12 protein-coding genes are annotated in these 12,696 nt (G+C 29.2%); 5 read left to right on the top strand and 7 right to left on the bottom strand.

Annotated elements, in window-relative coordinates; all coding sequences use genetic code 11:
• Positions 1 to 462 precede the first annotated feature (462 nt).
• Genes kdsA through I6E15_RS09220 form a run of 4 tightly spaced genes read right to left on the bottom strand, consistent with a single transcriptional unit; the run spans position 463 to position 4,197 of the window.
• The gene (gene kdsA, locus I6E15_RS09235) at positions 463 to 1,305 is read right to left on the bottom strand and encodes a 3-deoxy-8-phosphooctulonate synthase (RefSeq protein ID WP_419180950.1); all 843 of its coding nucleotides are present in this window, start codon (positions 1,303 to 1,305) and stop codon (positions 463 to 465) included.
• Positions 1,306 to 1,323: 18 nt separating this feature from the next.
• On the bottom strand, positions 1,324 to 2,766 hold the full coding sequence (locus I6E15_RS09230) for a UDP-N-acetylmuramoyl-L-alanyl-D-glutamate--2,6-diaminopimelate ligase (protein WP_235247496.1): 1,443 nt from the start codon (positions 2,764 to 2,766) through the stop codon (positions 1,324 to 1,326).
• 23 nt (positions 2,767 to 2,789) lie between these two features.
• The gene (locus I6E15_RS09225; RefSeq protein WP_235247495.1) at positions 2,790 to 3,236 is read right to left on the bottom strand and encodes a PTS sugar transporter subunit IIA; all 447 of its coding nucleotides are present in this window, start codon (positions 3,234 to 3,236) and stop codon (positions 2,790 to 2,792) included.
• A gap of 10 nt (positions 3,237 to 3,246) precedes the next feature.
• Positions 3,247 to 4,197 carry an ROK family protein gene (locus I6E15_RS09220; RefSeq protein WP_235247494.1) on the bottom strand — a complete coding sequence of 317 codons (951 nt, stop codon included), beginning with the start codon at positions 4,195 to 4,197 and terminating at the stop codon, positions 3,247 to 3,249.
• Positions 4,198 to 4,436: 239 nt separating this feature from the next.
• Here I6E15_RS09220 and trpS point away from each other — a divergent pair, with 239 nt between their 5' ends.
• The 5 genes from trpS to I6E15_RS09195 all read left to right on the top strand — a co-directional run bounded on the left by trpS (position 4,437) and on the right by I6E15_RS09195 (position 9,559).
• A complete protein-coding gene (gene trpS / locus I6E15_RS09215; RefSeq protein WP_235247493.1) occupies positions 4,437 to 5,420 on the top strand; it encodes a tryptophan--tRNA ligase in 984 nt (327 codons plus the stop codon).
• A 15-nt stretch (positions 5,421 to 5,435) separates the two neighbouring features.
• On the top strand, positions 5,436 to 6,146 hold the full coding sequence (locus tag I6E15_RS09210; RefSeq protein ID WP_177161970.1) for an AzlC family ABC transporter permease: 711 nt from the start codon (positions 5,436 to 5,438) through the stop codon (positions 6,144 to 6,146).
• A complete protein-coding gene (locus I6E15_RS09205; protein WP_235247492.1) occupies positions 6,139 to 6,447 on the top strand; it encodes an AzlD domain-containing protein in 309 nt (102 codons plus the stop codon). The genes I6E15_RS09210 and I6E15_RS09205 overlap by 8 nt, the downstream gene beginning before the upstream one ends.
• A gap of 18 nt (positions 6,448 to 6,465) precedes the next feature.
• A complete protein-coding gene (locus I6E15_RS09200) occupies positions 6,466 to 6,732 on the top strand; it encodes a hypothetical protein (protein WP_235247491.1) in 267 nt (88 codons plus the stop codon).
• 220 nt (positions 6,733 to 6,952) lie between these two features.
• Entirely contained in the window at positions 6,953 to 9,559 is a 2,607-nt protein-coding gene (locus I6E15_RS09195) for a cation-translocating P-type ATPase (RefSeq protein WP_235247490.1), read from the top strand.
• 70 nt (positions 9,560 to 9,629) lie between these two features.
• Here I6E15_RS09195 and I6E15_RS09190 read toward each other — a convergent pair whose 3' ends face one another.
• From I6E15_RS09190 to I6E15_RS10275, 3 genes are all read right to left on the bottom strand, one after another.
• A complete protein-coding gene (locus I6E15_RS09190) occupies positions 9,630 to 10,283 on the bottom strand; it encodes a GntR family transcriptional regulator (protein ID WP_235247489.1) in 654 nt (217 codons plus the stop codon).
• Positions 10,284 to 10,593: 310 nt separating this feature from the next.
• Complete coding sequence (locus I6E15_RS09185) at positions 10,594 to 12,147, bottom strand: AbgT family transporter (RefSeq protein ID WP_235247488.1); 1,554 nt, start codon at positions 12,145 to 12,147, stop codon at positions 10,594 to 10,596.
• A gap of 24 nt (positions 12,148 to 12,171) precedes the next feature.
• Positions 12,172 to 12,627: a M20/M25/M40 family metallo-hydrolase gene (locus tag I6E15_RS10275; protein ID WP_235247487.1), complete on the bottom strand. Its 456-nt coding sequence runs from the start codon at positions 12,625 to 12,627 to the stop codon at positions 12,172 to 12,174.
• Positions 12,628 to 12,696: the final 69 nt, after the last annotated feature.

Raw genomic sequence — 12,696 nt, 5'->3', positions numbered from 1 at the left:
ATCTCACGGACAAGATTTATTATACCCTACAACTCAAATTTTGTCAACGATATTTTTTTAATTTTATTAAATTTTAAAATTTTTCTTTTAATATCAATGATTTAATTTTTAAATTTTTTATTTTATTTTTTTAAAATCTATTAAAAATTTTAAATTTTTCTAAATTATTTTAATAAAATTTTGATTTTTGTAGATTATTTTTCTAGATTTTTTATATAAATTAATTATTTTTTTAGTGATTTACAGAAAAATTAATAAAATATAAAAAAGGCTATTGCATTTTTTTAAGAATATAGATTATAAAATTTTGAAAAAATTTTATAAGAAAGTATCAATTCTTAAAAATCACAAAATTTGGTTACGATGAGTTTTATGATTTTAACGAACAAACTTTTATAAAATAATTTTTAATCTTAATTTTTTAATTTGCAATAGCCTCTTAAAATATTTTTATTTTTTATTTTACATATCTTTTGCTATATCATCAAGTTTTATAGCAGTTTTTAAAACCTCTTCTAAATCATCTAGGTAAAGCATATTTGGTCCATCACAAGGAGCTTTTTCTGGCTCTGGGTGAACTTCAGCAAATATCGCGTCTACTCCTATTGATAACGCCGCTTTCATAAGTGGGAAAACATATTCTCTGTTTCCACCAGAACAACTTGAAAGTCCTCCAGGAATTTGAACAGAGTGAGTGGCATCAAATACAACTGGCACTCCTAATTTTCTCATTTCTAAAAGTCCTCTCATATCAACTACAAAGTTATTATATCCAAAAATATTTCCTCTTTCACATAAAAGTACATTTGGATTTCCTATCTCGTCCATCTTAGTAACAACATTTTTCATATCCCAAGGTGCTAAAAATTGTCCTTTTTTTACATTTACAGGTAAACCTGTTTTTCCAGCTGCAACTATTAAATCTGTCTGTCTGCATAAAAAAGCTGGAATTTGTAACATATCTACAACTTCGGCTACTTTTTCACATTGCCAAGACTCGTGAACATCTGTGATAACGGGAACTCCCACTTCATCTTTTACTTTTTTAAGAATTCTTAGCCCCTCTTCCATTCCAACACCTCTGAAAGAATGAATTGAAGAACGATTAGCTTTATCAAAAGATGATTTAAAAATATAGTTTATTCCTAACTTATCGCAAATCTCTTTTATTTTTCTTGCAACATCTATTGACATCTCTTCGTTTTCTATTGCACAAGGTCCTGCAATAAGTGTAAATCTTTGTTTGCCACCTATTGTAAAATTCCCAACTTTTACTTCTCTTGTTCTATCTAATTTATTTAACATTATCATTCCTTTCTTTTATTATTTATTTAATTTTTTTATAGCTTTTATAACCTCTTCTTTATCATCAAAATGGATTTTTTCTCTACCAATCACTTGATAATTTTCGTGTCCTTTTCCAGCTATTAAGATTATATCATTTTTTTCTGCCAAAGAGATAGCTTTTTCGATAGCTTTCTCTCTATGGATTTCTATTATATGATTTTCTTTTGTAAGCCCTACAACAATATCTTTTATAATTTCTTCAGGGTCTTCAGTTCTTGGATTATCAGATGTAACAATAACTATATCACTGTATTTTTCAGCAATCCCTCCCATTATAGGACGTTTAGTTTTATCTCTATCTCCACCACAGCCAAATACTGTGATAACTCTATTGGTTTTAAACTCATTTATGCTTTTTAAAATATTTTCTAAGGCATCTCCTGTATGAGCATAGTCAACTATCACAGTAAAATCTCTATCTATTTTTACAGGCTCAAATCTTCCTGGAGCTCCGTGAATTAAAGGAATTTTTGAAATAATCTCCTCATCTGAAAGTCCCAAAGTTTTTACAGCTCCAATAGCACCTAAAAGATTTGAAAGATTGTATCTTCCTAAAAGTCTTAGATTAATTTTATATTCTTTTTCAAAAATCTTAATAGTTACCTCTTGTCCCTCTCTTGTGATTTGTTTTATCTCACCTTGAATGTCTCCTTGACCTATTCCATAACTAATACCATTTGTATATTCTAAATATCTTTTTCCATATTCATCATCAATATTTATTATAGAATTTTTCTTATCCTTTACTAAATCAAAAAGTTTTCTTTTGGCAAGATAATAATTTTCCATAGTTTTATGATAGTCTAAATGATCTAAAGTAAGGTTTGTAAATATTCCAGCCTCAAATCTTAGCATATTTACTCTACCAATATCTAGTCCGTGAGAACTAACTTCCATAATAAGATATTTTATATTTTTTTCTAGTGCTTTTTTACAAATTTTTATAATTTCTAAGCTAGATGGAGTTGTATTTGGAGCAGGAATTATCTCGTCACCGATTTTATATTCAACAGTACCAATTCTCGCAACATTTTTTTCTCCTAAGATACTTTCTAGAATATAAGTTGTAGTTGTTTTTCCATTAGTCCCTGTAACTCCTACTATTTTTAGTTGATTTTGAGGGTATCCATAAAAATTAGATGCAATAATTCCCATTTTTTCTCTAAGTCCATCAACTAAGAAATAGTTTATTCCCTCTACTTTATCAACATCTTTTTCAACCAAGATTGTTTTAGCTCCATTTTCTATAGCTTTTGAAATAAAAGTGTGGCCGTCTACAATTGAACCCTCTAGCGCAATAAAAACATCTCCTTGTTTTATCTTTCTTGAGTCAAATTCTAAATCTTCTCCATTTATTTCATCTGAAACTTTTTGCAAAATTTTATATTCAACATCTTTAAATAACTCATTGATAACCATTAAAATTTCCTCTTTTCACAAAATTAATATATTTTTTTCTTAAAAATCTCTATTATTTCATCTTTTGTTGTAGCATTATTAAGTTTTTCTACCATATGAACATCGTCCATTATTTTTGCAAAACGTTGTAACCAATCCATATGTTCTCTTACACTAAGGGCTGAAATAACAAATATTAGTTTTATATTTTTATTTTTTAAATTTGGAAACTGAACTCCCTTATTTACTTTTAAAAAAGAAAGTCCATTTTTCTTTACATCTCCATTTGGACGGGAGTGAGCGAGAATTATATCGTGATCAACCAAAAATCTGTAACTTTCCTTTGAAATATTTTCTTTCACTTCTTCCACATAATTTTGATTTATACATTGATCTTTTAATAAAGGAGCTGAAACTATTTCGATAGCCTCCTCCCAATTTTTTACTTCATCTACTATATTTATTCTAAATTCTATTTGGCTCACAAACATAGTCCCACCTCTATCCTATAAGTGCAGATGCTCCGTAAATACCTGAATCATTTCCTAAAATACCAAGTTCTATACTAAATCCATTTTCAAGGGCTACACTCATAGCATATTTTGGAAGTTTTTCTTTTACTCTATCGAGTAAAATATCTCCTGCAAGTGATACTCCACCAGCTAAAATAATTTTTTCTGGGTTTATAAGATTTAAAACATTTCCTATACCCATAGCTAAATATTCAGCCTCATAATCAACTATATCAAGAGAAAAAGCATCTCCCTCTTTTGCACAATCAAAAACATCTTTTGCCTCTACCTTGTCAATCTCTCCATTTAATTTTTGATAAAGTTTATTTGTTTTATTTACTTTTAATCTTGAAATGGCCTCTCTTTCTATTCCTGTTGCTGATGCGTATGCCTCAAAACAACCTTTTTGTCCGCAACCACAAAGTTTTCCATCTTTCACAAGTTTCATATGTCCAACTTCTCCACCAGCTCCGTTAAATCCAGAAAGAATTTTTCCGTCAATGTAAATTCCTCCACCGATACCTGTTCCTAGAGCAATAGTTATACTTGTTTTTGCTCCTTTTCCAGCTCCATGTCTTGCCTCTCCCAAAGCAATTACATTTACGTCATTTTCTAATTTTGTTTCTTTTCCACTTATATTTCTAAAAAGTTTTGCAATATTTAGATTTTTTTCCCAAGGAAAGTTTGCAAAAAATCCAACTATCTCTTGTTCTCTAACTGGTCCTGGTATTCCCATTCCAACACCTAAAAGATCTTCATAGTTTATTTCATTTTTTTCTAAAAGTCCTTTTATACTAGCCCAAATTCTTTTTAAAGTACTTTCAACACCTTCCATTGATAGAGTTTTTATAGATTCTTTGGCAACTATTCTTCCCTCACTACTAACTATCCCTATTTTTGTATTAGTTCCTCCTATATCTACCCCTGCTATATATTTCATAAAATCAGCCCCTTTTTTGATAATATTATCTTTATTTTATGCTTATATTATAATATAAATCTTTGGCTTTTAGCAATTATTATTTTGATTTTTAAGGGTTTTCTATAACTTTTTTTAAGACTTGATTATTATAAAATATAATGGTATAATTTTTTCTGAACTTTGTTTTATAATTTAGTAATAATACAGAGAATTTTAAATAAAAAATATATTTTTGAATATTTTAGGAGGAATTTTTTATGAAAAGAAGTCTATCTGGTATCCAACCTAGTGGAACTTTACATCTTGGAAACTATTTTGGAGCTATGAAACAATTTATTGAAAATCAAGATAAATATGAGGGATTTTATTTTGTAGCTGATTATCACTCTCTTACTTCTCTTACAAAACCTGAACTTTTAAGAGAAAGTACAAAAAATATTATTTTAGATTATCTTGCTCTTGGATTAGATCCAGAAAAATGCACTCTATTTTTACAATCAGATGTACCTGAACACGTAGAACTTTCTTGGCTTTTATCAAATGTAACTCCTGTTGGACTTATGGAGAGAGGTCACTCTTATAAAGATAAAATAGCAAAAGGTTTATTCCCAAATACTGGACTTTTAACTTATCCAATACTTATGGCAGCAGATATTTTAATCTATGATTCTGATGTTGTTCCAGTTGGAAAAGACCAAAAACAACATTTAGAAATGGCAAGAGATATAGCTATGAAATTTAACCAACAATATGGAGTTGAGTTTTTCAAACTTCCTGAACCATTAATTATGGAAAATCTTGCAGTAGTTCCTGGAACTGACGGACAAAAAATGAGTAAATCTTATGGAAATACAATAAATATGTTTGCTCCTAAAAATGTTTTAAAGAAACAAGTAATGTCTATTGTAACTGACTCTGCTGAACTTGAAGCTCCAAAAAATCCTGACAATAATATTTCTCAAATTTATAAACTTTTTGTTTCTGAAGAAAAATATCAAGAGATGAGAGCTAAATTTATGGCTGGTGGATACGGATACGGACACGCTAAAAAAGAACTTTTAGAAGCAATCTTAGAATATTTCAAAGATGCTCGTGCTCGTAGAGAAGAACTTGAAAAAAATCCTGAATATATAGAAGAAGTTTTAAGAAAAGGTGCTTTAAAAGCTCGTGAAATAGCTAGAAAGAAAATTACTGAGGCTAAACAAATAGTTGGTCTTATGGGTAACGTTTACAATAAATAGGTCGGTAAAAAACAGATGATAAATAAACAAGAAATAAAACATTCTTCATCACTTGGAATCTCCATAGGTATATCTTATATACCTGTGGCTTTGACCTTTGGAATTTTTGCTAAAAATTCTGGTCTAAGTTTATTGGAGGCTTTCTCTTTTTCATTTTTTGTGGTGACTGGGTCTGGACAATTTATGGGATTAAATCTTTGGATTGCTGGAACAAACTTAATTGGAATATGGTTTACAGTCCTTTTAATGAATCTTAGACTTTTTCTTATGAGTTCATCTCTTAGCAAAATGCTTAGTAAAAAAGCTAAAAGATATCTTCCAATTATTATTCCTTTGATAACTGATGAGTCTTTTGCTTTATCAGCTCTACAAGAAAGAAAAATTTCTCCTGAATTTATAATCCCTATTCAACTTATAGGACATTTTTTCTGGTGGTTTTTCACTGTAGTAGGTTACTGCGTCGGTGGAATATTACCTAAAAATTTAAGTGATAGTATGGGGATTGGAATATATGCACTATTTATCTCGATGCTAGTGCCTCAGATGAGAAAATCTTTGGCAGTTACTTCTATTGTTTTGATGTCTGGTTTCTTTAACTGGTTTATTGGATATTCTAAAATTTTTCCAAATGGTTGGAATATGATACTTGCTATTCTTCTTTCCTCTTTCATTGGAAGTTTTATCTTAGAAAGATTTGAAAAAGAGGAGGAAAGTGGAAATGAATAAAGAGATATTTTTAATGATTTTTGGTCTAGCTTTAGTTACATTTATTCCAAGATTTTTACCATTTAAACTTTTGGAAAATATAAAATTTTCAAAAAGAACTTCACTGGTTTTAAAATGTATCCCTTTTTCAGCCATCGGGGCTTTAATTCTCCCTGATGTAATAAGAGCTGTTCCGGGAAATTTTTTAGCATCATTTATAGGTGGAATTTCTGCAGTTGTTTTTTCTTTTTTCTTCAAAAATTATCTTTACGTTGTAATAGGAAGTATTATTATGACATATATTTCAATAATAATTTTTTAAATATTAAGGAGTTTTATTATGCAAAAAAGTTTTTGGCACTCTTGGTTTAAATTAGTCCTTATGCTAATCTTAGTATTAGGAATTTGGATAGGAGTACTTTTTCTAGGTACTCATTTCTTTGGAGAAACTTTTGAAAGAAATAAAATTATTCATTATATGTTGTTAATGCTTATGGTGGTTAAAGCAAAAGATATATTTTTAAAAGAAATTGGTCAAGATAAAAAAGATTTAAAAGAGGATAAACAGGACGAGACTATCCCTGAAAAAGATAATTTAGAAAAATAATTTTAAATTTTTCTTGCATATTTATTTTATAAATGCTATAATTCACACGTAAACTAATTGAATAGAAAAGGGAGTAGTTTAATTTACAACGTCAACAATCTCGACAGATTTTCTGTCTGGTGTTGTAAGCCTTTAGATTTTTGTAGGTAACGAGACTTTTAATATAGTATATCTATATTAGAAGTCTTTTTTATTTTTAATATTTATTTTAGGAGGAAAAATGAAAAAATATTTTAATCAATCAACGAAAGAGATATTTGAAGAGTTTGGCGTGACTAATGAGGGTCTTTCTTCTGCTCAAGTGAAAGAGAACATTGAAAAATATGGTCTTAACCAACTTGAAGAGGGAGAAAAAGAAAGTGCACTTTCAATCTTTATCTCTCAATTTAAAGATGTACTTGTAATAATTCTTATTATTGCTGGTTTAATCTCTATGTTTACTGGAAATTTTGAAAGTTCTATTGTTATCTTTGTTGTTATCACTATGAATGCTGTACTTGGAACTGTGCAACATATAAGAGCTGAATCTTCTTTGGAAAGCTTAAAAAATCTATCTTCTCCAAAAACTCGTGTAATAAGAAATGGAGAAAAAATAGAAATCTCTTCTAAAAATGTAGTTGTTGGAGATATTATTCAACTAGAGGCTGGAGATATTGTTCCTGCTGACGCTAGAATTATCGAATGTTTTTCTCTTAAATCAAATGAAAGTTCTCTTACTGGAGAATCTGAAAGTGTAGAAAAAACTGATGAAATTATAGAAAAAAATGAACTAGCTTTAGGAGATCAAAAAAATATGGTTTTCTCTGGAAGTTTAGTTACATACGGTAGAGCAACTGCTGTGGTTGTTAAAACTGGTATGAATACTGAGATTGGTAAAATCGCTACTCTTATGAAAGAAACTAAAGAAAATCTTACTCCATTACAAATTTCTTTAGATACTTTTGGTAGAAATCTTTCTATCTCTATTTTAGTTCTTTGTGCTTTTGTTTTTGGAACTAACATTTATCACGGACTTACTGTTATTGAATCTTTACTGTTTGCTGTGGCACTTGCTGTTGCTGCTATACCTGAGGCTTTAAACCCAATAGTTACAATTGTTCTTGCAATAGGAACTCAAAAAATGTCTAAAGAAAATGCAATAATAAAAAAATTAAAAGCTGTTGAAGGATTAGGTTCTGTATCAATAATTTGTTCTGACAAAACTGGTACTCTTACTCAAAATAAAATGACTGTTAAAAAAATCTATATTGATAATAAAATAACTGATACTGAAAATATAGATTTAAATGATAGCTTACAAGGTTCTTTAATAAAATTCTCTTGTTTATGTAGTGACGCAATAAGTAGCAACGGAACAGAGATTGGAGACCCAACAGAAACTGCTCTAACTACTCTTGCTTATAAACTTGGAATGAAAGAGTTAGATATAAGAGAAAAACACAGAAGAATATCTGAAATCCCATTTGATTCTGATAGAAAATTGATGTCTGTTCTTTGTGACATAGATGGCAAAAATCTTATGATAACAAAAGGTGCTTTAGATGTTGTACTAAGAAGAACAAAATATATTTTAACTTCTACTGGAATAAGAGAGATAACTGCTGAAGATATTAAAAATATAGAAAATACAAACTTTGAAATGTCTAACAATGGACTAAGAGTTTTATCTTTTGTTGTTAAAGAATTTGATTCTATGAAACAACTTAACTATGATGATGAAAATAACTTTATCTTTGTAGGTCTTATCTCTATGATTGACCCACCTAGAGTAGAATCAAAACAAGCTGTTGCTGATTGTATAAAAGCTGGTATCAAACCTATAATGATAACTGGTGACCACAAAATTACTGCCTCTGCTATTGCTAGAGAAATTGGAATTTTAAGAAATGGAGATAAAGCACTAGAGGGTATCGAACTTGAAAAACTTTCTGACGAAGAGTTTGAAAAAGAGATTGAACATATATCTGTTTACGCAAGAGTTTCTCCTAGTGATAAAATAAGAATTGTTTCTATGTGGCAAAAGAAAGGAAATATCTGTGCTATGACAGGAGACGGAGTTAACGACGCACCAGCTCTTAAAAAAGCTGACATCGGTATTGCAATGGGTATAACTGGTACTGAAGTTTCTAAAGATGCTGCATCAATGATACTTACTGATGACAACTTCTCTACAATTGTAAAAGCTGTGGCTACTGGAAGAAATATTTACGCTAATATTAAAAACTCAATTAAATTTTTACTTTCTGGAAACTTGGCTGGAATAATATCTGTGTTCTACGCATCAATATTAAATCTTCCAATGCCATTTGCACCAGTACATCTATTATTTATAAACTTAGTAACTGATAGTTTACCTGCAATAGCAATCGGAATGGAGCCTGGTTCAGACAGAGTGTTAGAAGAAAAACCAAGAGATATTAACGAACCAATTCTTACAAAAGAACTTTCTATGAAAATTCTTTTACAAGGTGGTTTAATAACAATATTTGTTTTACTTGGATTCTATCAAGGATTAAAAGTTTCTAAAGAAGTTGGAATGACTATGGCTTTTGCTATACTTTGTCTTGCTAGACTTTTCCACGGATTTAACTGCCGTACAAATAGTAGCATCATAAAACTTGGACTTTTCTCAAATATATTCTCAGTATATGCTTTCTTAATAGGAACTGGACTTTTAACTCTTATATTAATGGTTCCTGCTTGTGGAAGATTCTTTGAAACTGCTCCAATAACTCTAGCTCAACTTGGAATGATTTATCTACTTGCTTTTATACCAACAATAATAATCCAAGTAGTTAAATTTATAAAATATGATTTAAAAAGATAATTAAAATAATAAAAAAATTCTCCGATTTATAAAAGTCGGAGATTTTTTTATACAATACTTGTTATACTACCTAATTTGCTTTTGAATAACTTTTTATAAACAAATATCCTTTTCTTATATGCAATTGCATTAATTCAGACACTTTTTTTTCATCTTTTAATCTTAAATATTTTAATATTTCTATATGTTCATCTATTATTTCCTGCCTTCTTACTGCATATCTATTAGAAATTCCTCTATCGTAAAGAATAACTGTCATTAAGTCATTTAATAGTTTTTTTAATCTTTTATTATTAGCTATCTTTAAAAGCTCATTATGAAATTCTGTGTTTAATTCTATTAAATCTTGGGGGTACTCTGTTTTTTCGCACTTATTCAATATTTGTTCCAGTATTTTTATATCTTCGTTAGTTACATTTTGAGCCGCTAACTTTCCTACCATTCCTTCTAAAGCTTCCCTACATTCATATATTTCCAATAAATCCCTTTCATCTATTCCCTTTATTATTACACCTTTCCAAGAAGTTACTTCAATTAAACCATCAGATGATAATCTTCTAAAAGCTTCTCTTACGGGAGTAGGACTAACATCAAACATTTTAGCTATTGATGTTTCTGTTATTTTAGTTCCTCTTTCTAATTCTCCATCCATTATTAATTCTTTTAATTTATCGTACACTTTTTCACTTAATGTCCTTTTATCAGAAATTTTTATTGTTTTCATGTTTCCTCCTAGCAAAATATACTGATATCTTATATTCATTTTACACCATATTTTTAAGAAAAACAATTTAATATTTTAATCACAAACTATCTTCCAGATAATGATCTGTATTTTAATGTTGTTATATTAATTTATTTAGTCATTTCAACTAATTAATAAACTTTAATACATATTCAAAAAAAATTTTTCTACATACATTCTTCTGATTTTTTAAAACCATTTAAAAAGTAAATAATTTTCTTTATACAAAAAAATCTTCCTTGAGTTAAATACCCAAGAAAGATTTTTATTAAAAAGGAGTATTATTCTTCTAAAAAATCATATTTGCTAAATGTATTACTCCATCTGGTCCTAAAGGTAAACCTAGCAAATACCATATTATCATTAATATTGTCCAGAAAATTAAAAAGAAAATAGTATAAGGTAACATCATTGAAACTAAAGTTCCTATTCCAAGTTTATCATCATATTTTTGTCCGAAAGCTATTACTGTTGCAAAATTTGACATTAAAGGAGTTATTATATTAGTTGTAGAATCTCCTATTCTGTACACTACTTGTGTAAATTCTGGAGCAAAACCAATTCCCATAAACATAGGAACAAATATAGGAGCCATTATCGTCCATTTTGCTGACGCTGATCCCATAAATAAATTCATAAATGCTGATACTAGAATAAATGATACAACTAATGGTAATCCTGTAAATCCTGTTTCTTTTAAAAACTCTGCACCATTAACCGCCAAAATAGTCCCTAAATTAGAATATTTAAAATACGCTATAAATTGACTGGCAAAAAATACTATACTGATATATCCTGCCATTGATGCCATTGAATTTCTCATTCCTTTTATAATATCTTTATCACTTTTTACTTTTCCAGAAAAAATTCCATAAAAAATTCCAGGAATCATAAATCCTAAGCTAATTATTGCAACCATACTGTCCATTAAAGGTGAATGATCTGTTAATGAATGATTTAATGGATTTCTTAAAATTGCATTTTGAGGAACACTTAAAAATGCTATAAATATAAGAAATACTAACAAAGATAATCCTGCTGCCTTCAATCCTCTTTTTTCTATCATTGTTATTTCTGTTATTTCTACTTTCTGACTTCCTTCATATTTTCCTAATCTTGGTTCTATTAACTTTTCTGTTATTATAGTTCCAACTATTGTAATCAATATACAAGACACTGCCATAAAATAATAGTTAGCTGTAGGTGAAACTGTGTAATTTGGATCTAATAATCTTGCAGCTTCTGTACTTATTCCTCCTAGTAAAGGATCAAGTGTTCCTATTAATAAGTTTGCTGAAAATCCTCCCGAAACTCCAGCGAAACCTGCTGCCAATCCAGCTAAAGGATGACGTCCAAAACTTAAGAAAATTAATGCTCCTAATGGTACTAACACAACATAACCTGCATCAGCAGCGATATTAGACATTACCCCTGCAAAAACTATTACTGCTGTAATTATTGACCTTGGTGCACTTAAAACAAGCTTTCTTAATAAAACTGTTAGTAATCCTGTTTCTTCTGCTACCCCAACTCCAAACATAGCTACCAATACCATTCCTAAAGGAGCAAAACCTGTAAAATTTTTAACTATAGATTTAAACATCCATCTTATTCCATCTGGTGTTAATAAACTTACTGCTTTAACTGTTTTATCTATTAATTGGTGTTCTTTATTTATAGCCTTAAAAGTTACTTCAGCTCCACCTAAAGCTGCAAAATGCGAAATTACAACAACCATAATTGCAAAAATAAAAAAGATTGTTGCTGGATGAGGTAACTTATTTCCTACTCTTTCCACGTTATCTAAAAATCTATTAAATAATCCCTTTTTTTGTATTTCCATAAAATCATCCCCCATAATTTTAATTTATATTCCTTCTATAACTTTTACCAATAAATTTATTCTTTCTTCAACAGAATCTAAATCTAAATATTCACTTGTACTATGCTGTCCTCCACCAACTGGTCCTAATCCATCTATTGTGGGACTTCCCACACTAGAAGTTAAATTTCCATCTGAAGCTCCTCCGCTTGAAACTCCTTTTATCTCTATATCTAATTCCTTCCCTTTGGATTTTATTAATTCAAAAAGTACCTTACTTTTTTCATCAAAAATCATTGGACCTCTGTTTAATCCACCCAAAATAACTACTTTTATTTCTTTTTCTTTTGCATGTTCTTTTAAGATTTCTACTTTTTTTATGACTTCTTTAGCTTCTTCAATTTTTTTTACTCTAAATTCAAACTCTAAAAAAGCTTTTTCTGCTACAACATTTTTAGCAGCTCCTCCTTTTACTACTCCACAATTAATTGTGTACTGCACCCAAAATCTTAGACAACTAAGATGGAGGGTGCAGTTTTTTTATGGCTAAACTAACAAAAGAACAAAAAA

Source organism: Fusobacterium perfoetens, from assembly GCF_021531475.1.
Lineage (GTDB): Bacteria > Fusobacteriota > Fusobacteriia > Fusobacteriales > Fusobacteriaceae > Fusobacterium_B.
Note: the sequence above shows the minus strand (reverse complement) of the source record. Positions and strands in the feature narration are given on the sequence as shown.

What these genes read in the sequence shown, in the direction of transcription:
- I6E15_RS09230 (WP_235247496.1), bottom strand. Translation starts at nt 2,766, where the DNA reads ATGGTTATCAATGAGTTATTTAAAGATGTTGAATATAAAATTTTGCAA.
- I6E15_RS09190 (WP_235247489.1), bottom strand. Translation starts at nt 10,283, where the DNA reads ATGAAAACAATAAAAATTTCTGATAAAAGGACATTAAGTGAAAAAGTG.
- I6E15_RS09200 (WP_235247491.1), top strand. Translation starts at nt 6,466, where the DNA reads ATGCAAAAAAGTTTTTGGCACTCTTGGTTTAAATTAGTCCTTATGCTA.
- trpS (WP_235247493.1), top strand. Translation starts at nt 4,437, where the DNA reads ATGAAAAGAAGTCTATCTGGTATCCAACCTAGTGGAACTTTACATCTT.
- I6E15_RS09210 (WP_177161970.1), top strand. Translation starts at nt 5,436, where the DNA reads ATGATAAATAAACAAGAAATAAAACATTCTTCATCACTTGGAATCTCC.
- I6E15_RS09225 (WP_235247495.1), bottom strand. Translation starts at nt 3,236, where the DNA reads ATGTTTGTGAGCCAAATAGAATTTAGAATAAATATAGTAGATGAAGTA.
- I6E15_RS09205 (WP_235247492.1), top strand. Translation starts at nt 6,139, where the DNA reads ATGAATAAAGAGATATTTTTAATGATTTTTGGTCTAGCTTTAGTTACA.
- I6E15_RS09195 (WP_235247490.1), top strand. Translation starts at nt 6,953, where the DNA reads ATGAAAAAATATTTTAATCAATCAACGAAAGAGATATTTGAAGAGTTT.
- I6E15_RS09185 (WP_235247488.1), bottom strand. Translation starts at nt 12,147, where the DNA reads ATGGAAATACAAAAAAAGGGATTATTTAATAGATTTTTAGATAACGTG.
- kdsA (WP_419180950.1), bottom strand. Translation starts at nt 1,305, where the DNA reads ATGTTAAATAAATTAGATAGAACAAGAGAAGTAAAAGTTGGGAATTTT.
- I6E15_RS09220 (WP_235247494.1), bottom strand. Translation starts at nt 4,197, where the DNA reads ATGAAATATATAGCAGGGGTAGATATAGGAGGAACTAATACAAAAATA.